At 67.0% G+C, this 23,768-nt stretch carries 19 protein-coding genes, 3 tRNA genes and 1 pseudogene; 18 read left to right on the plus strand and 5 right to left on the minus strand.

From position 1 onward, the window contains the following. Positions 1 to 1,710 precede the first annotated feature (1,710 nt). From mnmG to A6B37_RS15995, 6 genes are all read left to right on the plus strand, one after another. On the plus strand, positions 1,711 to 3,630 hold the full coding sequence (gene mnmG / locus A6B37_RS15970) for a tRNA uridine-5-carboxymethylaminomethyl(34) synthesis enzyme MnmG (protein WP_111826291.1): 1,920 nt from the start codon (positions 1,711 to 1,713) through the stop codon (positions 3,628 to 3,630). An 83-nt stretch (positions 3,631 to 3,713) separates the two neighbouring features. Beyond that, a complete protein-coding gene (rsmG, locus tag A6B37_RS15975) occupies positions 3,714 to 4,370 on the plus strand; it encodes a 16S rRNA (guanine(527)-N(7))-methyltransferase RsmG (protein ID WP_210405807.1) in 657 nt (218 codons plus the stop codon). Then, positions 4,367 to 5,167, plus strand: a complete 801-nt coding sequence (locus A6B37_RS15980; RefSeq protein WP_102774995.1) for an AAA family ATPase — start codon at positions 4,367 to 4,369, stop codon at positions 5,165 to 5,167. Before rsmG ends, A6B37_RS15980 begins: the two co-directional genes overlap by 4 nt. A gap of 9 nt (positions 5,168 to 5,176) precedes the next feature. Continuing rightward, the gene (locus A6B37_RS15985) at positions 5,177 to 6,001 is read left to right on the plus strand and encodes a GNAT family N-acetyltransferase (RefSeq protein WP_111826293.1); all 825 of its coding nucleotides are present in this window, start codon (positions 5,177 to 5,179) and stop codon (positions 5,999 to 6,001) included. Positions 6,002 to 6,044: 43 nt separating this feature from the next. After that, a complete protein-coding gene (locus A6B37_RS15990; protein ID WP_102774997.1) occupies positions 6,045 to 6,965 on the plus strand; it encodes a ParB/RepB/Spo0J family partition protein in 921 nt (306 codons plus the stop codon). Continuing rightward, complete coding sequence (locus tag A6B37_RS15995) at positions 6,958 to 7,962, plus strand: asparaginase (protein ID WP_111826294.1); 1,005 nt, start codon at positions 6,958 to 6,960, stop codon at positions 7,960 to 7,962. Before A6B37_RS15990 ends, A6B37_RS15995 begins: the two co-directional genes overlap by 8 nt. On the opposite strand, the gene A6B37_RS16000 is transcribed toward A6B37_RS15995, so the two are convergent. Then, positions 7,956 to 8,843: a LysR substrate-binding domain-containing protein gene (locus A6B37_RS16000; protein WP_102774999.1), complete on the minus strand. Its 888-nt coding sequence runs from the start codon at positions 8,841 to 8,843 to the stop codon at positions 7,956 to 7,958. The genes A6B37_RS15995 and A6B37_RS16000 overlap by 7 nt on opposite strands. A gap of 114 nt (positions 8,844 to 8,957) precedes the next feature. Between A6B37_RS16000 and A6B37_RS16005 the strand changes: the two genes are divergently transcribed. The 4 genes from A6B37_RS16005 (at position 8,958) to A6B37_RS16020 (ending at position 13,472) form a co-directional block, all read left to right on the plus strand. Beyond that, positions 8,958 to 9,545 (plus strand): cysteine dioxygenase family protein, encoded by a 588-nt coding sequence (locus tag A6B37_RS16005; protein ID WP_102775000.1) that lies wholly within the window; start codon positions 8,958 to 8,960, stop codon positions 9,543 to 9,545. A 2-nt stretch (positions 9,546 to 9,547) separates the two neighbouring features. Then, positions 9,548 to 10,732: a cystathionine beta-lyase gene (gene metC / locus A6B37_RS16010; protein WP_111826295.1), complete on the plus strand. Its 1,185-nt coding sequence runs from the start codon at positions 9,548 to 9,550 to the stop codon at positions 10,730 to 10,732. Positions 10,733 to 10,737: 5 nt separating this feature from the next. Continuing rightward, on the plus strand, positions 10,738 to 12,336 hold the full coding sequence (locus A6B37_RS16015) for a rhodanese-like domain-containing protein (RefSeq protein WP_111826296.1): 1,599 nt from the start codon (positions 10,738 to 10,740) through the stop codon (positions 12,334 to 12,336). A gap of 140 nt (positions 12,337 to 12,476) precedes the next feature. Beyond that, positions 12,477 to 13,472 (plus strand): tripartite tricarboxylate transporter substrate binding protein, encoded by a 996-nt coding sequence (locus A6B37_RS16020; protein ID WP_102775002.1) that lies wholly within the window; start codon positions 12,477 to 12,479, stop codon positions 13,470 to 13,472. Positions 13,473 to 13,490: 18 nt separating this feature from the next. On the opposite strand, the gene A6B37_RS16025 is transcribed toward A6B37_RS16020, so the two are convergent. From A6B37_RS16025 to A6B37_RS16040, 4 genes are read right to left on the minus strand one after another with little or no spacing between them, the layout of a single operon-like run. After that, positions 13,491 to 14,252 (minus strand): DeoR/GlpR family DNA-binding transcription regulator, encoded by a 762-nt coding sequence (locus tag A6B37_RS16025; protein ID WP_102775003.1) that lies wholly within the window; start codon positions 14,250 to 14,252, stop codon positions 13,491 to 13,493. 26 nt (positions 14,253 to 14,278) lie between these two features. Continuing rightward, positions 14,279 to 15,961 (minus strand): ABC transporter permease subunit, encoded by a 1,683-nt coding sequence (locus A6B37_RS16030; RefSeq protein ID WP_111826297.1) that lies wholly within the window; start codon positions 15,959 to 15,961, stop codon positions 14,279 to 14,281. 10 nt (positions 15,962 to 15,971) lie between these two features. Next, positions 15,972 to 16,979 (minus strand): ATP-binding cassette domain-containing protein, encoded by a 1,008-nt coding sequence (locus tag A6B37_RS16035; RefSeq protein WP_102775005.1) that lies wholly within the window; start codon positions 16,977 to 16,979, stop codon positions 15,972 to 15,974. A 49-nt stretch (positions 16,980 to 17,028) separates the two neighbouring features. Beyond that, complete coding sequence (locus A6B37_RS16040) at positions 17,029 to 18,033, minus strand: ABC transporter substrate-binding protein (protein ID WP_111826298.1); 1,005 nt, start codon at positions 18,031 to 18,033, stop codon at positions 17,029 to 17,031. Between the two features lie 203 nt (positions 18,034 to 18,236). Between A6B37_RS16040 and hisN the strand changes: the two genes are divergently transcribed. The 8 genes and pseudogenes from hisN to A6B37_RS16080 form a co-directional block, all read left to right on the plus strand. Then, positions 18,237 to 19,043 carry a histidinol-phosphatase gene (hisN, locus tag A6B37_RS16045; RefSeq protein ID WP_102775007.1) on the plus strand — a complete coding sequence of 269 codons (807 nt, stop codon included), beginning with the start codon at positions 18,237 to 18,239 and terminating at the stop codon, positions 19,041 to 19,043. A gap of 61 nt (positions 19,044 to 19,104) precedes the next feature. Continuing rightward, positions 19,105 to 20,490 carry a glutamine synthetase gene (locus tag A6B37_RS16050; RefSeq protein ID WP_111826299.1) on the plus strand — a complete coding sequence of 462 codons (1,386 nt, stop codon included), beginning with the start codon at positions 19,105 to 19,107 and terminating at the stop codon, positions 20,488 to 20,490. A gap of 31 nt (positions 20,491 to 20,521) precedes the next feature. Continuing rightward, a complete protein-coding gene (locus A6B37_RS16055; RefSeq protein WP_111826300.1) occupies positions 20,522 to 21,910 on the plus strand; it encodes an aldehyde dehydrogenase family protein in 1,389 nt (462 codons plus the stop codon). A gap of 24 nt (positions 21,911 to 21,934) precedes the next feature. Next, a complete protein-coding gene (locus A6B37_RS16060; protein ID WP_111826301.1) occupies positions 21,935 to 23,095 on the plus strand; it encodes an iron-containing alcohol dehydrogenase in 1,161 nt (386 codons plus the stop codon). A gap of 114 nt (positions 23,096 to 23,209) precedes the next feature. Next, positions 23,210 to 23,296, plus strand: a tRNA-Tyr gene (locus A6B37_RS16065). A gap of 164 nt (positions 23,297 to 23,460) precedes the next feature. Then, positions 23,461 to 23,534 (plus strand) — tRNA-Gly (locus A6B37_RS16070). Between the two features lie 9 nt (positions 23,535 to 23,543). Then, a tRNA-Thr gene (locus A6B37_RS16075) sits at positions 23,544 to 23,618 on the plus strand. Between the two features lie 69 nt (positions 23,619 to 23,687). After that, positions 23,688 to 23,768 (plus strand): annotated as a pseudogene (locus tag A6B37_RS16080) (elongation factor Tu); the annotation flags it as partial.

The raw sequence follows: 23,768 nt of genomic DNA on the forward strand, positions 1-23,768 counted from the left end.
GTGGATAATTATTTTTGGGCATGAATATTTTCATGCGCAGTAATGAAGCATTTCATTGCTCCGACGCAAGGATTTGCAGAGTTATCCCAAATTCCGTACCGCATTCCTGGTCTTGCCCAGGCAATGGCGCAAGGACCGCTACGGTGGTCTGGCTGCCCTCAATACGCGCATTTTCCCCAGTAAATACGCAGGTTTGGGCGGATTTTCCCGCTCCAGCGGGGCACAGGCCTCTATATTCTTCCGGCGCCCCAAGGCCGATTTTTGGCCCGCCGGCGGGCGGTTGTTCACAAAGATATCCCCATCTCGGTTATGCACAGAATTAGGCCTTTGGTAGCCCGATTCGGGTGTTCGCGCCTGTGGATATAAATGGGGATAGCAGGAGCTCGCTAAGACTTTCGGACGGCATGGATGCCCAATGGCAGATGGCCCACGCCAGGCCGTTGGTCCGTCGTGCGCGGGTAATTTTTCTGTCTTGAATCGTGCAGACGAGTTTTCCACAGCGCGCAGGGGATAATCCGGCACTCACCCAAAAGGATGATGGCGCGGCGAGCCGGGCAGGAGCAAGATACTTGCTTCATCAAAGATTCCCGATGACGGCGCTCTATGGATGCGATAGATCCGGAATATGGCTGCTGCATGGGATAACACTGGGGATAAGCCAAGGCGATGAACTTGGCAGGCGATTCCAGTTCGGAAATCAAATCTTGTTGGCCGGCGATGTCAGCCCGGCGGTGAGTTTTCGGTGCGGCCGTTCGGCGGCGCCATCTTATCCACAAAGTTTTCCACGGTTATGCAGGGCGCTATGCGGCTTTTCGGCGCTGCGCTTTTTGCTGCTTTCTTGCTGTCATTTCCAAGGACTGCACGCGCCGCTTTCATAGGGGGCAGCTTGCGTATTTGTGGATTTTCATGGATTTGGCCTGGTGCCTCCGGTGCGCGGCGAATAGGCGTGGGAACGCACCTTGCGGCTGTCCGTATTCCGACTTATCCCCAAAGTTGTTCCACGTGAAACGCGGGCACGCAGTAATTCAACGACAGCTGGATTTGTTGATAACTTTGTTATGAACTCGAAGCCGGTTTTATTGAGTCAATTTTGCTGATCTCGGCCAGCATGGAACTTTGCCGGAATGTTTTTCATAACGTGTAGCGGAGCGATCGTGGACAACAGTTCACGAATGCGTCGTCTGCCTTTGCTTGATTGTGTGGTGAATACTTCGAAAAAATTGATTTTTCAGGGGTAGGGGTAGGGTAGGGGTGGAAATATCAGTTTTTCTTCGTTTCATCGGAACTTGGTGGTTTCACGTGAAACAACGATGAGGGGCTGACGTTTTTATCTGCCTTATGTTTCACGTGAAACACGGCAAATGCTGGGGAAACGATGTTTCACGTGAAACATCGAGATCGGCGTCTTATGTGTCGAACCTGAAACCGATCGATTCAGCTCAATGGGCTTTCAAGGTAGTGTTTCACGTGAAACATCGCAGCACCGCGGGCCTTCCTTTAGACATCTGAATCCCGATGTTCCACGTGGAACACGCATTCGAAACACCGGCAGGTGCCGACATATTGTGCGGGTCTGCATGCCTGTCGTTGTCAATTGCCGACGCCTGAAGGGAGCTGCGACGCTTCGTTGCTGCAGCGAAACATGTTTCACGTGAAACATGGAAGCCCTGCCTCTATAATGAGCACCGAACGCTCTCTTACCTCCCCATCATGGACTATCCCCGCGCATTCGATGTCATCGTTGTCGGTGGCGGCCACGCCGGCACCGAGGCGGCTTTGGCTGCCGCGCGCACCGGCGCACAGACGCTGCTGCTGACGCATAACATCGAAACCCTAGGTCAAATGTCTTGCAATCCCTCCATCGGTGGGATCGGCAAGGGACACCTTGTCAAAGAAGTCGACGCCCTGGGCGGCGCAATGGCTTTGGCGACCGATGAGTCGGGGATTCAGTTCCGCATCCTGAACAGCTCCAAGGGGCCGGCCGTGCGAGCCACTCGCGCCCAGGCCGACCGCGTGCTGTACCGCAAGGCTATCCGTGGCCGTCTGGAGAACCAGCCCAATCTGTGGCTGTTCCAGCAGGCCGTGGAAGACTTGATGGTGGAGGGCGACCGTGTGGTCGGCGCGGTGACGCAGGTAGGCCTGAAGTTCCGGGCCAAGACCGTGGTGCTGACTGCCGGCACGTTCCTCAACGGCCTGATTCACGTGGGCCTGCAGAACTACTCGGGCGGCCGGGCGGGAGATCCTCCCGCTATTTCGCTGGGGCAGCGCCTGAAGGAGCTCAAGCTTCCGCAGGGCCGGCTCAAGACGGGCACGCCGCCGCGCATCGACGGGCGCTCGATCAACTACGGCATCCTGGAAGAGCAGCCTGGCGACCTGGACCCGATCCCGGTGTTCTCGTACCTGGGCAATGTGGCGATGCATCCGCGGCAGCTGCCTTGCTGGATTACGCACACCAATGCCCGCACGCACGACATCATCCGCGGCGGCCTGGACCGTTCGCCCATGTATAGCGGCGTGATCGAAGGCGTGGGTCCGCGCTATTGCCCGTCCATCGAGGACAAAATTCACCGTTTCGCCGACAAGCAGTCGCACCAGGTGTTCCTGGAGCCCGAGGGCCTGGACACGCACGAGGTGTATCCGAACGGGGTGTCGACCAGCCTGCCGTTCGACGTGCAGCTGGAACTGATCCACTCGCTGCCCGGGCTGGAGAACGCGCACATCCTGCGCCCCGGCTACGCCATCGAATACGATTACTTCGATCCACGTGGATTGAAGAGCACGCTGGAGACCAAGGCCATCGTCGGCCTGTTCTTCGCCGGGCAGATCAACGGCACCACCGGCTATGAAGAAGCTGCGGCCCAGGGCCTGCTGGCCGGCACCAATGCCGCGCTGCTGTCGCTGGAGCGCGAGCAATGGACGCCGCGCCGCGACGAAGCCTACCTGGGCGTGCTGGTGGACGACCTGGTCACGCGCGGCGTGACCGAGCCCTACCGCATGTTCACGTCGCGGGCGGAATACCGTCTGAGCCTGCGTGAAGACAACGCCGACCTGCGCCTGACGGAAATCGGCCGCCGCCTCGGCATCGTCGACGACGTGCGCTGGGACGCCTTCAACCGCAAGCGCGACGCGGTGGCCGCCGAAGTCGAGCGCCTCAAGTCCTCCTGGGTCAATCCGCGCGTGCTGCCGGCCGAGGTCGCCGAGCCGCTGCTGGGCAAGGCGATTGAACGTGAGTACTCACTTGCAGACCTGCTGAAACGCCCCGGCGTCTCCTACGAAGCGCTGATGGCCGCCCGCAATACCGACGGCACGCTGCTCGCCGGTCCTGGGGTGGTCGCCGACGAGGTGCTGGCCGAGCAGGTCGAGATCCAGGTCAAGTACGCCGGCTACATCGCGCGCCAGCAGGACGAGGTCCAGAAGCACATCGCGCACGAGCAGCAGCCCATTCCCGCCGACGTGGACTACGACGCCGTGACCAGCCTGTCGTTCGAAGTCCGCCAGAAGCTCAAGGCGCACCGTCCCGAGACCATCGGCCAGGCCGCGCGGATCTCGGGCGTCACGCCCGCCGCCATCTCGCTGCTCCTCATCCACTTGAAGCGCCTGCACTACGGCTCGCGCAAGCAAGCGGCATGAGCCCCGTGGGGCGCCCCAAGGGCGAGTACCGCAGCGTACATGAAAGCCATTCCGTGACCGGCCGCGCAGACCAGCCCGCCGACATGGCCGGCCGGCTCGCGCGCGCGTGCGAACAGCTGGGGCTGGACGCCGACGCGTCCGCCCGGGCCAGGCTGCTCGACTACCTGGCGCAGATGCAGCGCTGGAACCGGACCTACAACCTCACCGCGATCCGCGATCCGCAGCAGATGCTGGTGCAGCACCTGTTCGACAGCCTGGCCGCCGTGGCGCCCTTCAGCGAGGCGCTGGGCGGTCCGGACGCGCCGGCCAAGGTCTACGACGTCGGCTCGGGCGGAGGCCTGCCTGGCGTCGTCCTGGCCATCATGCGGCCGCGCTGGTCCGTGACCTGCGTGGACGCCGTCGAAAAGAAAACCGCATTCGTGCGCCAGATGAGCGGCGCGCTGGCCCTGCCCAACCTGCAGGCGCGCCACGCCCGCATCGAAACGCTGGAGCCGGCCGAGTGCAACATTGTCACGTCGCGCGCCTTCGCGTCGCTGGACGATTTTGCGCAGCTCGCAGGTCGGCACGTGCGCAACGATGGTACCCTCGTCGCCATGAAGGGCAAGCACCCCGAGGATGAAATCCAGGCGTTGCATGCGCGCGGGCAATGGCAAGTCGATCACATACAGCCGCTGTCCGTGCCGGAACTGCAAGCGGAACGCTGCCTGGTCTGGATGCGCCGCAGTCAAGGAACCCTATGAAGAACATACCCCCCAGCACGACCGCCCGCGTATTCTGCATTGCCAACCAGAAGGGCGGTGTGGGCAAGACGACCACCGCCATCAACCTGGCGGCCGGCCTTGCCACGCACAAGCAACGCGTGCTGCTGGTGGACCTGGACCCTCAGGGCAACGCCACGATGGGCAGCGGCATCGACAAGAACTCGCTCGAATCGAACCTGTACCAGGTGCTGATCGGCGAAGCCGGCATCGAACAGGCGCGCGTGCGCTCCGAATCGGGCGGCTACGACGTGCTGCCGGCCAACCGCGAACTCTCCGGCGCCGAGATTGACCTGGTGCAGATGGAACAGCGCGAGCGCCAGCTCAAGGCCGCCATCGACACCGTCTCCAGCCAGTACGACTTCGTGCTGATCGACTGCCCGCCCACGCTCTCGCTGCTGACCCTGAACGGCCTGGCCGCCGCCCACGGCGTCATCATTCCGATGCAGTGCGAATACTTCGCGCTCGAAGGCCTGTCCGACCTGGTCAACACCATCAAGCGCGTGCATCGCAACATCAACGACGACCTGCGCGTCATCGGCCTGCTGCGCGTGATGTTCGACCCGCGCATGACGCTGCAACAGCAAGTGTCCGCGCAACTCGAGGCGCATTTCGGCGACAAGGTCTTCAAGACGGTCGTGCCGCGCAACGTGCGCCTGGCCGAAGCACCCAGTTACGGCATGCCCGGCGTGATCTATGACCGCGCGTCACGCGGCGCGCAGGCCTACATTGCATTTGGTGCCGAAATGATCGAGCGCGTAAAACGGGATTTGAAGTAATCCATATCCATGTCGGCCTCTGCGCGCATCGCTCCGCTTCCGTCGATCGCCCGCCGCGCGCCTTGCGCCGGCGAGCGCGACAGCCTGCGCGTGCGTCTCGAAGAGGCCGCGCTGAACGCGACGGCGGTCGGCGCGCAGGTGCTTTATGATGGCTGGCTGGTGCGTTTCGCGCAGTCGCCGGCCAAGCGCATGCGCAGCGTGAATGTGCTGGGGTTATCCACACGTACGCTGGATGAGCGGCTGGCGTATTGTTCATCGTTGTACGCGCGCCATGGCCTGCCCATGGTGCTGCGCCTGACCTCCATCGGCCCCGACTTTTCCCTCGATGCCGACCTGGAGGCCCGCGGTTATGTTTACACCGGCGAGACCCGGGTCATGAGCATGCCGCTCGCGCCCGGGCACGGCGCCACGGGCGGGCTGCGGTTCCAGACGATCGCCGCGGACCGTTTCGCGCAGGCGGTCGGCGCCATGCGCGGCGCCTTGCCCGAGCACGTCGACGAACACCGCAGGCGCCTGCAGGGCCTGGCTGTGGATATCCTGCCGGTGCTTGCCACGGACGCGGCGGGGCGCGGCGTCGCCGCCGGCCTGGCCGTGCGCGACGGCGATCTGCTCGGCCTGTTCGACATCGTCACCGACCCCGCAGAGCGGCGCAAAGGCCATGCCGGCGCCCTGGTGGAACACTTATTGGCTCTGGGCGCTGCCGGCGGCGCCACGACAGCCTATCTGCAGGTCGAGCCGGAAAATTCAGCCGCGCGCGCCTTGTACGGCCGCTACGGTTTCAAAGACTGTTACGCGTATTGGTATCGCGTGCCCGCCGAGCACGCGGACACCTGAGCCTGGCTCGGGATACAAAAACAGAAGGAAAGAGGATTTAACTATGGCCACCAAGAAACCCAAGGGATTGGGCCGCGGACTGGACGCCTTGCTCGGCGCGGACGCGCCCGCCATCGAGAACATCGGCAAGGCCGCGGCCAAGCCCGAGGGTCCGCCGTCCACCTTGCCCGTCTCCAAGATGCGCGCCGGCAAATACCAGCCGCGCACGCGCATGGACGAGGGCGCCCTGGGCGAACTGGCCGAATCGATCCGCACACAAGGCATCATGCAACCCATACTTGTGCGCGCGCTGGGCGAGGCCGCGCCCGGCCAGTACGAAATCATCGCGGGCGAGCGCCGTTTTCGCGCCGCCCAGATCGCCGGCCTGAAGGAAGTGCCGGTGCTGGTGCGCGAAGTGGCCGACGAGAACGCGGCCGTCATGGCGCTGATCGAAAACATCCAGCGCGAAGACCTGAACCCGCTCGAAGAGGCGCAGGGCGTGCGCCGCCTGCTGGACGAATTCGGCCTCACGCACGAACAGGCCGCGCAGGCCATCGGCCGCTCGCGTTCGGCCACCAGCAACCTGCTGCGCCTGCTCAACCTGGCCGCCCCGGTGCAGACCATGCTGCTGGCCGGCGACGTGGACATGGGCCACGCGCGCGCGCTGCTGGCCGTGGACGCGGCCACGCAGATCCAGCTGGCCAATCTCATCATTGCGCGCCGCCTGTCGGTGCGCGAAGCCGAAAAACTAGTCGCCAAGACCGCCAAGGACGCCGACGCGTCGGCCGCGCCGCGCAAGAAAACCAACGGCGCCTCGCGCGACCTGACGCGCCTGGAGGAAGCCCTGTCCGACCACCTGGGCACGCGCGTCGCGCTCAAGGTGGGCGCCAAGGAAAAAGGGCAGATCGTCATCGACTTCCACGGCTGGGAGCACCTGAATTCGCTGCTGGAACGCCAGGGCCTGTCCGGAGTGGTGGATGCCTGAGCGCGCGCTGCCTGTCATCGCCGTACTGGCGACGGGCGGCACCATCGCCGGCGCCCAACCCGACGCCACCGCCGCCGGCTACAAGGCGGGCTCGGTCGGCGTGGGCGAGCTGCTGGCCGCCGTGCCGCAGCTGGCCGCCATCGCCGACATCCGCGCCGAACAGGTCGCCAACGTCGGCAGCCAGAACATGACGCACGAGGTCTGGCGCGCGCTGGCGCTGCGCGTGGACGCGCTGTGCCAGGACCCGTCGGTGGCCGGCATCGTCATCACGCACGGCACGGACACGCTGGAGGAAACCGCGTATTTCCTGAGCCTGGTGATCCGCCACGACAAGCCCATCGTGCTGGTGGGCGCCATGCGTCCGGCCACCGCGCTGGGCGCCGAGGGCCCGGCCAATCTGTATAACGCCGTGGCGCTGGCGCGCCATCCCGACGCCCGCGGCCGCGGACCGCTGGCGGTCATGAACGAGGACCTGCACTACGCCCGCGAGATCCAGAAGACCGCGGCCGCCGGCCTGTGCGCGTTCGCGTCGCCGAACCGCGGCCGCGCCGGCGTCATGCACGGCGGCGCGCCGCAGTTCTATTCGCGCAACACCACCGCGCACACCACAGAAAGCGAGTTTTCACTCGCATTGCTGGAGCGCGCCGGCTGGCCGCGCGTGGCCATCGTCTACGCCCACGCCGACCTGCAGGACGACCTGATCGATTTCCTGGCCGGCGCGGCCGACGGCATCGTGCTGGCCGGCGTCGGCGACGGCAACGCCACCGACCTGGCCATCGACGGCCTGCTGCGGGCCGCCGCCAGCGGCGTCGCGGTGGTGCGCGCCAGCCGCACCGGCAGCGGCCTGGTGGCGCGCGACGTGGAACTGGACGACGCCGCCCTGGGCTTCGTCGCCGCGCGCGACCTGAACCCGCAGAAGGCGCGCATCCTGCTGATGCTGGGCCTGTGCGTCACTCGCGACCCGCAGGCGCTGCAGCGCTTCTTCGACCGCTACTGAACGCCTGAATCGGCCGCCTGGAGTCCGCGGCCCAGGCCGAGCTGGGTCTTGAGCATGTCGTAGACCTGGCGCGTCAGCGGGTTGATCAGATCGCGTCTTATCCACAGGAAGTAGGTCACGTCCGGCAGCGGCGGCAGCCCTTCCTTCTCGCCCAGCACCCGCATCTCCGGCCCCAACAGTTCCACGCTGCGCGCCGTCACGCCCAGGCGCGCGCGCAGCGCGGCCTTGATCCCCACCAGGTTCGGCGCCACGTAGTTGGTGTGCCAGCGCACCTGCGCCTGTTCCAGCGCATTGAGCGCCAGGCGGCGGAAGATGCTGGGCTCGTCGGCCAGCACCAGCGGCACCGGGGCGTGCATATCGTGCACATAGTCGGCGCAGGCCAGCCACACCGTGGGCGAACTGCGCAGCGCCACGCCTTCGAACTCCTGGTCGAAGCGGGTCGAGATCGTCAGGTCCAGCTCGCCGGCGCGCAGCGCGTCCATCAGGAACGGGCTGCGATCGGTGCGGATCTCCAGTTTCACGCGCGGCGCCGAGCGCGCGATGTGCATCAGCAGGGTGGGCAATATGGTGTCGGCCACGTCCAGCGGCGCGCCCAGGCGCAGGTCGCCTTCCAGCGGCCCGTCCTGCAGGGCGCGCAGCGCCTCGTCGTTGATGGCCAGTATGTGGCGCGCGTAGGCCACCAGGCGCCGGCCATGCGAGGACAGCACCTTGTTGCGGCCCTGCTTTTCGAACAGCGGCTGGCCGATGACCGATTCCAGTCGCTGCATCTGCTGGGTCACGGCCGACTGAGTCTTGTGCAGCCGGGTGGCGGCCTGCGAGAAGGTCTCGTACTGGGCGATGGCGGTCAGGGTGCGGAGCAGGTCCAGGTCCAGATTGCGCATGGCAGGCTAAAAGTATTAGGAACGCTAATGGAATATTAAGGCAATTTAAATTGTTTACGCCGGGCGCGGGGGATACATTGGCTTTGATAACGACCGACAACAGGGAAAATCAAAGTGAGCACTCCGCATCCCCATCAGGCCGGCATAGACGGCGCCATCGGAAATATTAAGAAAACTGTAGGAAATAAGGGGCTGAACCGCGACAGTCTCAAGCTGGTGCTGGACGAGCTGATCGGCCTGGCCGGCCACACCGACTGGTGGGCGGCCGACCGCTATCCCGCGCCCGAGGACGGCGAGCGCCAGGCGCGCTACCTGATCGCCGAAGACCCCGACAAAAGCTACGCGCTCTATCTGAACGTGATGCGTCCGGGCAAGCAGATCGTTCCCCACAACCACACGACCTGGGCCTGTATCGCGGCCGTGGAAGGCGTGGAACACAACTACGTGTACGACCGCCTGGACGACGGCGCGACGCCCGGCGTGGGCCGCCTGAAGCAGACCGGCACCGTGGTGGTGGGGCCGGGCGCCGGCATCGCGCTGATGCCGGATGACATCCACGCCGTGGAAATCCAGGGCGACAGCGTCATCCGCCACCTGCACATGTACGGCCGCGCGCTGGAGACCCTGAACGAACGCCTGGCGTTCGACCTGGAAGCGGGCACCTGCAAAGTCATGCCGATCGGCGTGCAGACGCGGCGCTGAGCATGGACAAGCCGCTGCGGCCCGCGACGCGCCTGCTGCGCGCAGGGCGTCCCCACCGGGGCTGGGTCAATACGCCGGTCACGCGCGCCAGTACCTATGTCTTCGACAGCGTGCAGGCCTGGCGCGATACGCGCGCCCGGCGCGAACAGGAACGCCTGCCGTCCTATGGCGCGCGCGGCACCGACAGCACCCACGCGCTTGAGGATGCGCTGGTCGAGCTGGAGGGCGGCCACCGCGCCCATCTGTATCCAACCGGCCAGGCCGCCATCGCCACCGTGCTGCTCGCCTATCTGCGCGCCGGCGACCACGTGCTGCTCACCGATGCGGTGTACGAGCCGGTGCGCCGCTTCTGCGCCGAGCACCTGTCGCGGCTGGGCGTCGAATACACGTACTACCGGCCGGACGGCGCCGGCATCGCGGCGCTCATCCGCCCCAACACGCGGATGATCTATGCCGAGTCGCCCGGTTCGCTGACCTACGAGATGCCGGACCTGCCCGCGCTCGCCGAACTGGCGCGCCGGCATGACTGCTGGCTGGCTGTGGACAACACCTGGGCCTCCGGCCTGCTGTGCCAGCCGTTGGCGCTGGGCGCCGACATCTCTATTCTCGCGGCCACCAAATACCTGGGCGGACATGCCGACGTGATGATGGGCGCGGTCGTGACCAATGCGCGCGCCTGGCGCGCCCTGGAGCGCGCCACCATCGATTTCGGCCAGACGGTGGGCGCCGACGACGCGTACCTGGTGCTGCGCGGCATGCGTTCGCTGCCCCTGCGCATGGCCCAGCATGCGCGCAGCGCGCTGCGCGTGGCGGACTGGCTGCTGGGCCGCCCCGAAGTGGCGCGCGTGCTCTGTCCGGCGCTGCCCGGCGATCCCTCGCACGCCATCTGGAAGCGCGACTGCAGCGGCGCCAACGGCTTGCTGACGGTGGAGTTTTCGGCCGGATTCGGCGAGGCGGACGTCGAACGCCTGCTCGACGGACTGCGGCTTTTCGGCATCGGCGCGTCGTGGGGCGGATTCGAAAGCCTGGCGATCCCGGTGCGGCTGGAGAGCTGCCGTTCGCTGCCCGACACCGAAAAGCGCGGCGTCATGGCGCGCCTGCACATCGGCCTGGAAGACCCCGAAGACCTCATCGCCGATCTCGAACATGCGCTGTCCGCGCTTTCCTCCGTTTCCCGTTCCCTCTGAATCCGATGATGCATCCCACCCCTGACCATACTGTCGCCGACGTCGATACGCACACGCTCAAGCAATGGCTGCATGACGGCGGCGAAATCGCGTTGCTGGACGTGCGCGAACACGGCCAGTACGGCGAGTCCCACCTGTTCTACGCCGTGCCGCTGCCCTACAGCCGGCTCGAAGTGGACGTCGTGCGCCTGGCGCCGCGGCGCGACGTGCGGATGGCGATCTACGACGAGGGCGGCGACGACGCCACCGCCTTGCGCGCCGCGCGCGCGCTGGCCGCGCTGGGCTACACCAATGTGCACCGCCTGGCCGGCGGCATCGCGCAGTGGCGCGAAGACGGCTACGCCGCCTTCGCCGGCGTCAACGTGCCCAGCAAGACCTTCGGCGAACTGGCCGAAGAAGTTTTCCACACCCCGCGCATCGGCGCGCGCGAGCTGGCCGAGCGCCAGCGCCGCGGCGACGACCTGATCGTGCTGGACGGCAGGCCCTATTCCGAATACCAGAAGATGAGCATCCCGGGCGGCGTCTGCTGCCCCAACGGCGAGCTGGCGCTGCGCGCCCACACGCTGGCCAAAAGCCCGCAGACCACCATCGTGGTCAATTGCGCCGGCCGCACGCGCAGCATCATCGGCGCCCAGACGCTGATCAATCTGGGCGTGCCCAATCCCGTGTACGCGCTGGAAAACGGCACGCAGGGCTGGTATCTCGAAGACCTGCAGCTGGAACACGGCGCGCTGCGCCGCTACGGCGACGACATCGCGCCGCAGGACCTGCCGGCGCTGGCGCAGCGTTCCGCCGCGCTGGCCGAGCGCCACGGCGTGCCCATGGTGTCCGCCGGCGACGTGCAGGCCTGGCTGGACGACGCGGCGCGCAGCACCTTTCTGTGCGACGTGCGCAGCGCCGAGGAATACGCCCAGGGCTCTTTGCCCGGCGCGCAGCACACGCCCGGAGGCCAGCTGATCCAGGCCACCGACCAGTACGTGGCCGTGCGCGGCGCGCGCATCGTCGTGTTCGACGCCGAAGGCGTGCGCGCGCCGGTCATCGCCAGTTGGCTGCGGCAGATGGGCTGGGACGCCAGCGTGCTGAAAGAGGGCGTGCGCGCCCGTCTGGCGTTGCGTGTGGACAGGACGCCCGCGCCGCAGATCCGCGTGCTGGACGACGCCGCGCTGGCCGAGGCGATGGCGCAGGGCGCGCAGCTGCTGGATATCCGGCCGGGCATGCGCTATCGCGCCCGGCATATCGAGGGCGCGCGCTGGGCCATCCGCCCGCGCCTGGACCGCCTGCGCCTGGACGCCTCGCGCCCGGTGGTGCTGCTGGCCGAAGACGCCGCGCTGGCCGCCTGGGCCGCGCAGGACTTGAAGGCGCTGGGCGTCGACGACGTCAGCGCCAATACCGGCACGCCGGCCGGCTGGTCCGCCCAGGGCATCGCGCTGGCGTCCACGCCTGACGAGCCCGCCGACGCGGACTGTATCGACTACCTGTTTTTCGTGCATGACCGTCACGACGGCAACAAGGCCGCGGCGCGCCAGTACCTGGCCTGGGAAACCAATCTGGTCAGGCAGATCGACGATCGAGAACGCGCGGCCTACCGCTTTCCGGCCGGCTGACCTATCGCGCCGCGAGGCGCGGCAAATGCATCCAGACAGTACGCCCCGCGGCTGACGCCGCCGGGGTGCGGGCGGTTCATTGCGAACCGAAATGCAACGGACGGCCGAGCATCCGGCCGCCAATACCAGGGGAAATCCAAATGAAGCAGATCGCATCGTACTTTTGCGCAACCGCGGCCGTGGCCGGCCTGCTGTGCGCCGGCGCCGCCCATGCCCAGGCGCCCGCGCCGCTGGCCGACTATCCCAAGCAGGCCATCACCATCGTCTCGCCGTTCCCGCCGGGCGGCGGCAATGACAACGTGGCGCGCCTGATCGCGCAGGAGCTGGGGGCCATCACGGGCCAGAGCGTGGTGGTGGAAAACCGCTCCGGCGCGGGCGGCAACGTCGGCACCGCGCAGGTCTCGCGCGCCAAGCCCGACGGCTACACCCTGGTGATGTCGCAGACCAGCGTGATGGCGGTCAATCCGCGCGTCTACAAGAACGTGGGCTTCGACCCGATCAAGGACTTCGTGCCCATTTCCCAGATCACCTCGGCGCCGCTGGTGCTGGTGACGCGCACCGAAAGCCCGTACCAGTCCCTGAAAGACTATCTGGAGGCCGCGCGCAAGCAGCCCGGCGTGGTCACCTACGCGACGCCCGGCAACGGCACCATGAGCCACCTGATGGGCGCGCTGGTGTCGAAGAAGGCCGACGTCCAGCTGGTGCACGTGCCATACCGCGGCGCCGCGCCCGCCATCACCGACCTGATGGGCGGCACGGTGGACATGCTGATCACGTCTCCGGCCTCGGCCGAGCCCATGGTGGCCGCGGGCAAGCTGCGCGTGCTGGCGATGAGCCACGAGACCAGCATCGGCCGCTTCAAGGGCGCGCCCACGCTCAAGCAGTCCGGCATGGAGGGCATCACGGCCGATGACTGGTACGGGCTGTTCGCGCCGGCCGGCACCCCGCCCGAGCGCATCGCCTACCTGGCGCAGGCGGTGGGCCAGGCGATGAAGTCGCCCGAGGTGGTCGCGAAGATCAACGGCGGCGGCAGCAATGCGGTGGGCAGCCAGCCCGAGGCCTTCAAGACGCGCCTGGCGCAAGACACGGCCTATTGGGCCGGCATGGTCAAGACCGCCGGCGTGTCGCTGGACTGAAGCCGGCGCGGCGGCGCCCTATACGGCCAGGACGTCGCCGACCGCCGCCTTCAGCGCGGCGTAGGCCGGTTTTTTCTGCGCGCTGGTGTTGGTGACCAGGTGGTCGATGCGGTCCACGCCGCAATAGGACACGCGGCTGCACAGGCCGATCTTGCTGAAATCGGCCAGCAGCACCAGCCGCTTGGCGTTGGCGGTCATGGCGCGCGCCACTTCGGCTTCGCGCAGATCGTAGTTGGTGGCGCCGAACTCCGCGTCCACGCCCACCGGCGACAGCAGCGCCAGGTCGGCGCGGTAGCGGTGGATTTCCGCGATCGTGATGTCGCCGGCGGTGGCGCAGACCGGGCCGCTGACCGAGCCGCCCAGCATGATGAGCTGGTTGGCGCCGCTGCCGGCGGTGCCGACCTTGAGGGCCACGTCGAACGAGTTGGTGATGATGGTCAGGCCCGACAGCTTGGCCAGTTCGTCGGCCAGCACGCTGGTGGTGCTGCCCGCGTCCAGGAACAGGGTCTGGCCGCTGGAGACCAGGCCGGCCGCCGCCCGCGCGATGGCGCGCTTGTACTTGACGCGGGTGTGCACGCGTTCGGCGATGGGCGGCTCGCTGTGCACCGGCACCGCGCCGCCATGCACCCGGCGCAGTTCGCCCATCGATTCCAGCTCCAGCAGGTCGCGCCTGACGGTCTCCCGCGATACCCCCAATTCGCCGACGATGCGGTCGGTCGATACCTGCTGCAATGAAGACAGCAGGGCGCGGATTCTCTGATACCGCTCTTCTTGCCACATATCCGATGTTTCCTAGTTCTCTATCCCTATGCCCGCCGCCGCGCGGCCCACGCAATCAGCGCGCGCAGGGCCAGCAGGGAACCTCCAACGACCAGCATGATAAGCGTTGAATAGGCCGCCGCCTGCGAGACGAATCCGGCTTCGTCCAGGCGCAGCACCGAAACCGGGGCCACGCTGACCGAAGGCGTGACCAGGAAGATCACCGCCGACAGCGTGACCATGGAGCGCATGAACAGGAAAAAGAAGACGCCCAGCACCGTCGGACCGATCAGCGGCAGCACCGCGTCGCGCAGCACCCGCAGGGTGCCGCCGCCCAGGCAGCTGACCGCTTCCTCCAGGGCCTGCGGCACGGCCCGCATGCCGGTCATCATCGTCAGGAACCCCTGCGTATGGTAGTGGTAGAAGTTGCACAGCGCGATCAGCGCCGCGCTGCCGTACAGCGCGTACAGCGGCGTGCCGGGCGCGTTGAACGCGAAGATGTAGGACAGGCCCAGCACCAGGCCCGGCACCCCCACCGGCAGCACCGACAGCATGTACACCGGCTTGGCCCAGGCGCGCGGGATGCGGCAGACGCCGAAGCTCAGGAAGAACAGCAGCAGCACCCCGCCGCCGGCGGCGGCCAGCGACAGGTACAGCGAGGTCCACAGCGGCGCGTAGCCGCCGCTGACCGTGATGTCATAGTGCTTCAGCGTCCATTCCATGCGGTAGGGCCACAGCCGCATGAAACTGGCGAACACCACCGTGGCCACCGTGACGATGATGGCGCCGGCGGCCAGCAGCACGGCGGCGCCGAAGGCGGCGTCGCGCGCCCGCGCCGGCTGCGGCGCGACCCTCAGGCCGCCGGGCGAGGCCGAGCCGAACTGGCGCTGCGAGGCCACGCGCTCTATCTGCACCGATATCAGCGAAGGCAGCAGCAGCAGGATGCCCACCACCGATCCCAGGCCGAAGTTCATCTGGCCGGACACCTGGCTGTAGATCTCGGTGGCCAGCACGCGGTAGTTGCCGCCGATCACCGCGGCGTTGCCGAAATCGGTGATGGTGATGACGAACACCACGAAGGCCGCGCTCAGCAGGCCGAACTTGCAGTTGGGCAGGGTGATGTCGAAGAACTGGCGCGCGCTGGAGGCGCCCATGACTTCGGCCGCATCGTAGTAGCGCGCATCCATGTTGCGCAGCGCCGCCTGCAGGATCAGCACGGCCTGGGGCAGGGCATAGAACACGTTGGAGATCAGCAGCCCCCAGAAGCCGTAGATGTCGATGTCCCAGCCGGTCCAGCGGTGCACCAGGCCGTTGCGCCCCAGCAGGAAGATCAGGCCCAGGCCCTGCACCAGCGACGGAGCCAGCAGCGGCAGCACCAGCGCCACCCGCACGATGGCCTTGCCGCGCATGCAGCTGCGGTCCAGCCCATAGGCGATGGCGAAGCCCAGCACGATGCTGACCGCCGTGGTGGCGAAGCTCATGACCAGGCTGTTGAGCGTGGCGGTCAGGATGCCGCGCGTGGCGAAGACTTCGGCGTAGTTGCCCAGGCCGATGGAGCCGTCTTTCTCGACCAGGCTGTTCCAGGCCACGGTCGCCAGCGGATAGAGGAAGAACAGCGCCAGGCCCGCCATCGGTATGCCGACGCAGGTCCAGAGCAGCAGGCGGTCGGCCGTCCAGGGCGCGCGGCCGGCGGGGGCGGCCAGCGCGGCGCCGGCGTGGGCGGCGCTCATCGGAGCGCCCTCATACGCTGACCCAGGCGCACTGGCCCGGCTCCGCGTCCAGGCGCACGGGGGCGCCGCGCGCCAGCCCGGCCGCGCCATGCTGCTCCACCACCAGTTCGCGTCCGCGCCACGCGATGCGCAGGCGGGTCAGGTTGCCCATGAACGTCATGTCCTGCACGCGGCCGGCGCCGCGCTCGTCGGCCGCCACCCGCAGGTTCTCGGGCCGCAGGCAGGCTTCATAGCGCTCGCTGGCGCCTTCGGGGCGGCTCGCCAGCAGCTCGGGCATGGCTTCGCGCACCCAGTCAGTGGGCAGCAGGTTGCTCAGGCCGACGAAGTTGGCCACGAAACGCGTGCGCGGGCGCAGATAGAGGTCGGCCGGCGAGCCGACCTGCTCGATGCGCCCGTCGTTCATGCAGACGATCTTGTCGGCCAGCGTCAAGGCTTCTTCCTGGTCGTGGGTGACCATGATGGTCGGGATTTTCAGGCGCCGCTGCACGTCGTGGATCTCGGCGCGCATATCGGTGCGCACGCGCGCGTCCAGCGCCGACAGCGGTTCGTCCAGCAGGATCAGCGCCGGGTCCACGGCCAGCGCGCGCGCCAGCGCCACGCGCTGCTGCTGGCCGCCGGAGAGCTGGTGCGGGTAGCGTTCGGCGTGCTCGGGCAGCTTGATCAGCGCCAGCAGTTCGCGCACCCGCGACGCGATGCGCTCGCGGCTTTCGCCGCGGATGCGCAGGCCGTAGCCCACGTTCTCGGCCACGGTCATGTTGGGAAACAGCGAGTACGACTGGAACACGATGCCGAAGCCGCGCTTGCGCGCCGGCAGCGCGCTCAGGTCGTGCCCGCCCAGCGTGATGGCGCCGCGGTCGAACGGCAGCAGCCCGGCCACGATGCGCAGCAGCGTGGTCTTGCCGCAGCCGCTGGGACCGAGCAGGCAGACGAATTCATGCTCGCCCACCGACAGGTCGATGTCCTGCAGCGCGACCGAGCCGTCGAAAGTCTTGCGTATCCCGCGCAATTCCAGGTACATGGGCGTCTCCAGGACGGGACGCGGCCGGCGGCGGCCGGCCGCGCCGCCGTCAACGCTTGATGGTTTCCTGCCAGGTCTTGATGATGGCGTCCCGCTCGGCCGCCGACTTCTGGAAGTCCACGGGGTACAGCACCGTGCCCAGGTCCTTGGGCAGGCCCGCGGCCTCGGCGGCCTTGTTGGGGGCGGCGCCGGGGATGGTGACGAGTTCCTTGTACTTGCTGTAGAGGCCGCCGGCCTGCTGCGACAGGGTCCAGTCCAGGAAGCGCTTGGCGTCCGCGGGATTCTTGGCCGTTTTCATCAGGCCCGAAGCCTCCAGCTCGTAGCCCACCCACTTGGACGGGATCACCATCTTGATGGGATAGCCCTCTTCGATGGACTGCATGGCCGGAAAGGCGAAGGACACGCCGATCGCGTACTCGCCGGCGCGCGCCATCTTGCAGGGACGCGAACCGGAAGGCGTGTACTGCGCCACGTTCTTGTCCAGGTCCTTGAGCAGGGCCCAGCCCTTTTCCTTGCCCAGGCCCTGCAGCAGGGCGGCGATCTGCAGATAGCCGGTGCCGGAGGCGGCCGGGCTGGGAATCACGATCTCGCCCTTGTAGGCGGGCTTGGTCAGGTCTTCCCACGACGTGGGCATGGGCAGGTTCTTGGACTTCAGCCTGTCGGTGTTGACACAGAACGCCGCCACGTAGCCGGTGGCGGCGAACCACTTGTTGTCGGCGCCCCTGTAGCGGGCGGGCAGGGCGTCCATGCCCTTGGCCGCATAGGGTTCCAGCAGGTTCTGCAGGCGCGGGTCGAGCATATTGCTGACCGCGAAGCCCCAGATCACGTCCTGCTGCGGATTGGAGGCCTCGGCGATCAGGCGCGCGCCCAGGTCGCCGGTGGACAGGCGCAGCACGTTGACTTTCAGGTCGGGCATGGCGGCGTTGGCCGCCTTGAGGTAGGCCGCGATCTCGTCTTCCTCGAGCGCGGTGTAGACGGTGATGGCGCCGGCATGGGCCTGCGAGCCGATGGCACCTAGGGAAATTACTGCAACCACAAGGCTGAGCTTCTTCATACATTGCATGATGGGACTCCGGTTGGAATACACGGCAACGGTGCGAGCTACATATGCGGACTGCGGGGCTGCAAGACAGGTGCGAGTTGCAGTTTTAAGTATATTTGCAAATTTGTGGCAACGTGTCTAGACTGGAAAAACCTCGTATGCACGGTTTTTTTTGGCCTGGGCCCGATCCCGCGGCCGGTCTGGAGGCATCACCGATGCAAACCTCATTGCCGCTATCCGCGCCGCAGCTGGCCGCCTATCGCGCGTTCGCCCAGACGCTGGCCGACCGCGTGCGGCCGCTGTCGCGCAAGTGGTTCCGCCATCCGCTGGCGGTCGACACCAAGGCCGACGCCAGCCCCGTCACCCAGGCCGACCGCGAAGTCGAGACGGCCCTGCGCGCGGCCATCGCGGAGCAATACCCGGAGCACGGCATCCTGGGCGAGGAGTTCGGCGTATCGCACATGGAGGCCGAGCTGGTCTGGTCGCTCGATCCCATAGACGGCACCCGCGCCTTTATTTCCGGCAACCCGCTGTGGGGCACGCTGCTGGCGCTGCTGCACCGCGGCAGGCCGGTGCTGGGCCTGATCGACATTCCCGCGCTGGACGAACGCTGGATCGGCGCGGCCGGCCAGCCCGCCAGCCTGAACGGCCACGCGTGTCGCGTCAGCGGCTGCACCGAACTGGGCGAGGCCATCCTCTACGCGACCTCGCCGGACATCTTCGCCGGCGCCGAGCTGGCCGCCTTCGACGCGCTGGCGCAGGCCGCGCGCATGCGCCGCTACGGCGGCGACTGCTACAGCTACGGGCTGCTGGCCAGCGGCCACGTCGACCTGGTGGTCGAGTCCGGCCTGCAGCCATACGACTATCTGGCGCTGATGCCCGTGATCGAAGGGGCAGGCGGCGTCATTACCGACTGGTCCGGGCAGCCGCTCGGCCTCCAGTCGCAGGGCCGCGTGATCGCGGCCGCCACGCCGCAGCTGCATCGCCAGGCGATGCGGCTGCTGGGGGCGGCCGCGACCTGAACGCCGCGCCGCCCGCCCGACAGGTCAACGCAACGCTACAGTCACAGCAAGGTGGACAAGCATGCATGCACTAGGGGTAGCAACGGTGGAAGACGCGGAGCGGCTGGTGCAGGCCAGCGCGCTCTCGCACATCAAGGTCGGCCTGTCCGACGTCGACGGCGTCATGCTGGGCAAGTACCTGCGCCGCGATAAGTTCCTGGGGGCGCTGCGCTCCGGGCTCGCATTTTGCGACGTGGTGTTCGGCTGGGATCTCGACGACCAGCTCTACGACAACACCAAGTACACCGGCTGGCATACCGCCTATCCCGACGCCAAGCTGCGGATCGTCCCGCAAAGCGCCCGCAGGCTGCCGCTGGAGCAGGGGCCGGGCGGCGAGGACATGCTGTTGTTCCTGGCGGAATTCGAAGGCGAGGCCGGCGCCATCTGCCCGCGGCGCCTGCTGCACCGGGTCATCGACCGGGCCGCCGACATGGGCTTCGACGCCTACGCCGCGCTGGAATACGAGTTCTTCATGTTCCGCGAGACCCCGCACTCGGTGCGCGCGAAGCACTACCGCAACCTCGAGAACTGGACGCCCGGGAATTTCGGCTACTCCGTGCTGCGCAGCACGGTGGAGGGCGATTTCTACCGCAAGCTGCTGGACATGTGCGAACGCATGGACATGCCCATCGAAGGCCTGCATACCGAGACCGGGCCGGGCGTGCTGGAAGCCGCGCTCGCGGTCGACCAGGCCGCGGCCGCCGGCGACAAGGCATTCCTGTTCAAGACCTTCACCAAGGCGCTGGCGCAGCAGAATGGCCTGATGGCGACCTTCATGGCGAAGTGGTCGCACGAGCATCCCGGCCAGAGCGGCCACATCCACCTGTCGCTGCGCGACCGCAAGACCGGGCGCTCGGCGTTCCACGACGAGTCGCGGCCGCACTGCATGAGCGCGACGCAGGCTTCCTTCATGGCCGGCGTGCAGCGCTACCTGCCGGAATTCATGGCCCTGTACGCGCAGACCGTCAACAGCTACTCGCGCCTGGTGCCCGGCTACTGGGCGCCGCTGGACGCCACCTGGGGCATGGAGAACCGCACCACCGCGCTGCGGCTGATTCCCGGCAGCGACAAGTCGCAGCGCGTCGAAGTGCGCATCGGCTCGGCCGACGCCAATCCCTACCTGGCGCTGTCGGCCGCGCTGGCCTCGGGCCTGTACGGCATCGAACAGGGGCTCGAACCCGAGCCCATGGTGCAGGGCAACGCCTATACCCAGCAGTTTCCCGCGCATCTGCGCCTGCCGAGCACGCTGTGGGACGCGGCCCAGCGGCTGGGCGAATCCGAGGCCGCGCGCCGGCTGTTCGGCGACGCCTTCGTCGAGCACTACGTGGCCACGCGCGAATGGGAAGAAAGGCAGTTCCGGCGCCACGTGACCGACTGGGAACTGGCGCGCTACTTCGAAATCATCTGACCATCGACCACACCGTTTGCACAGGGCAGCCATGACGCAGGAACTCATCACCATCAGTCCGATCGACGGGCGCGAGGTCGTCCGCCGTCCCTATGCCAGCGAGGCGCAGATCGCGCGTGCGCTGGCCGACGCCCAGGGCGCGCAGCCGGGCTGGGCGGCGCTGGGCGTGCAGGAGCGGGGGCGCATCGTGTCGGCCGCCGTGGACCGCTTCGTCGCGGCCAGGGACGAAATCGCGCGCGCCATCACCGTGCAAATGGGCCGGCCCCTGCGCTACACGCCAGGCGAGGTGGCCGGCTTCGAGTCGCGCGCGCGTCACATGATCGCCATCGCCGCCGAGGCGCTGGCCCCGATCCGGGTTCCCGAGCAGCCCGGGTTCACGCGCTTCATCAGCCGCGAGCCCATCGGCGTGGCGCTGACGATCGCGCCGTGGAATTATCCGCTGCTGACCGCCGTCAACAGCATCGTGCCGGCGCTGATGGCCGGCAACGCCGTCATCCTCAAGCACTCGGATCAGACGCCGCTGTGCGCCGAATTCATCGAGCGCGCGTTCCGCGAGGCCGGCGCGCCCGCGGGCGTGTTCCAGTACCTGCACGCCAGCCACGAGATCGCGCAGCGCCTGATCCGCGCGCCGGAAATCGGCTATGTGTCCTTCACCGGCTCCGTGCGCGGCGGACACAGCGTGGAAGAGGGCGCGGCGGGGCGCTTCATCGGCGTCGGCCTGGAGCTGGGCGGCAACGACCCGGCCTATGTGCGCAACGACGCCGACATCGGCCACGCGGTCGAGACGCTGGTCGACGGCGCGTACTTCAATTCCGGCCAGTCCTGCTGCGGCATCCAGCGCATCTACGTGGCGCGGCCGCGCTACGATGAGTTCGTCGAGCGCGCCGTGGCGCTGACCGAGCAATACGTGCTGGGCGATCCGCTGCAGGACGGGACCACGCTCGGGCCGGTGGTGCGCAAGCGCGCCGCCGACGAAATCCGCGAGATCGTCGACGCCGCGGTCGCGGCCGGCGCCAGAAACCTGATAGATCCATCGCGTTTTAAAAACGCGAACAAAAACTCGCCTTACGTCGCGCCGGCGCTGCTGACGCAGGTGGACCACGGCATGCGCGTCATGAACGACGAATGCTTCGGCCCCGTCGTCGGCATCATGCCGGTAGACAGCGACGAGCAGGCCATCGCGCTCATGAACGACAGCCCCTACGGCCTGACGGCCGCGGCGTTCACGCAGGACCAGGAGGCCGCGCTGCGCATCGGCCGCCAGGTCCGCACGGGCACGTTCTTCATGAACCGCTGCGACTACCTGGACCCCGCGCTGGCCTGGACCGGCGTGAAGAACTCGGGCCGCGGCGTATCGCTGTCCGTGGTCGGATACGAGCAGCTCACGCAGGCCAAATCCTTCCATCTGCGCAGCCTCTAACCAGATATCCACAGGAAGCCGACCATGAGCGTGCCTAGCGTCAACTGGAATTACCCCACCGCCATCAAGGCCGGTCCCGGCCGCATCAGCGAACTGCCGCAGGCATGCCGCGAACTGGGCATGGCGCGCCCGCTGCTGGTGACCGACCCCGGCCTGGCGGCGCTGCCGATGGTGGCCGCGGCGCAGGCCGCGTGCCGCGAAGCCGGCCTGCAATGCGGCCTGTTCCACGATATCAAGGGCAACCCCACGGGCCGCAACGTCGACGACGGCGTGACGGCGTACCGGCAGGGCGGCCATGACGGCGTGATCGCGATGGGCGGCGGGTCGGCGCTGGACGCGGCCAAGGCCATCGCGCTGATGGCGGGCCAGCAGCGGCCCCTGTGGGACTTCGAGGACGTGGGCGACAACTACCTGCGGGTGAACGTGGCCGGCATGGCGCCGGTGGTGGCGGCGCCCACCACCGCGGGCACCGGCTCGGAAGTGGGACGCGCCTCGGTCATCACCGACGAGGCGGCCGAGGTCAAGCGCATCATCTTCCATGCGCGCATGCTGCCGGCCATCGTCATCCTGGACCCCGAACTCACCGTCGGCCTGCCGCCGAAGATCACGGCCGCCACCGGCATGGACGCGCTGTCGCACAACCTGGAGGCCTATTGTTCGCCGGTGTTCCATCCGATGGCCACGGGCATCGCGCTCGAAGGCATGCGCATGGTCAAGGAATACCTGCCGCAGGCGGTGGCCGACGGCGCCGACCTGCAGGCGCGCCAGCAGATGCTGGTGGCCTCCAGCATGGGCGCCACCGCGTTCCAGCGCGGGCTGGGCGCCATGCACGCGCTGGCGCATCCGCTGGGCGCGCTCTACGACGCGCACCACGGCCTGCTCAACGCCATCCTCATGCCCTACGTGCTGAAAGCCAACCAGCACGCCGTGGCCCCGCGCCTGGAAGCGCTGGCGCGCTACCTGGACCTGCCGGCCCGGCCGGGCGCGGTGCTGGACTGGGTGCTGGCGCTGCGCGAGGCCATCGGCATTGCGCACACGCTGGCCGAGATCGGCATCGATGACGCCCAGGCCGAGCGCGTCGGGCGCATGGCGGCCGCCGACCCTTCGGCCGGCACCAATCCGGTGGACTACTCGGCCGCGCAATACACCGAACTTTTCCGTGCAGCGGTTCACGGAAATCTGTAAGATTGCCCCCCTCTGCGTGCAAACGCGGGGTGACTGAACCGGAGTTCTGAATATTTTTCGTCCGAATCGTTTGACAGCGATTTAGAAAGTGTTCATAATCTCGAATTCTCCTCTGGAGGAGTGCCCGAGTGGTTAAAGGGGGCAGACTGTAAATCTGTTGGCCTTGCGCCTACGTTGGTTCGAATCCAACCTCCTCCACCAGAGACCCGTGCCTCGTGTAGTAGTACACAGGAATCCAGGCGCAGTTGGCCTGGATTTACAATGTGAGGTTCTGGATGCTTGGCCGCCTTTGCAAGAAAGGCGGCACGGTTTTCCAGGCTTTGTATTGAAAGAGGTTCGGGAAGAGAGAAGGTGAAAGGATAGCCGCGGGTGTAGCTCAATGGTAGAGCAGAAGCCTTCCAAGCTTACGACGAGGGTTCGATTCCCTTCACCCGCTCCAGCTTTATATGCCCATGTGGCTCAGTGGTAGAGCACTCCCTTGGTAAGGGAGAGGTCGCGCGTTCGATCCGCGCCATGGGCACCACTAATTCCCTAAGTTCTTTTCTTCAGTCGCAGCTTTAGTCAAAAGCGCAATCCAGGTCAGGAGTCAGCCATGGCAAAAGGCAAGTTTGAACGTACCAAGCCGCACGTGAACGTGGGTACGATTGGTCACGTTGACCACGGCAAAACGACG

It is taken from the genome of Achromobacter sp. HZ01 (genome assembly GCF_003267925.1).
In the GTDB taxonomy this organism is placed as follows: domain Bacteria; phylum Pseudomonadota; class Gammaproteobacteria; order Burkholderiales; family Burkholderiaceae_B; genus Achromobacter; species Achromobacter pulmonis_A.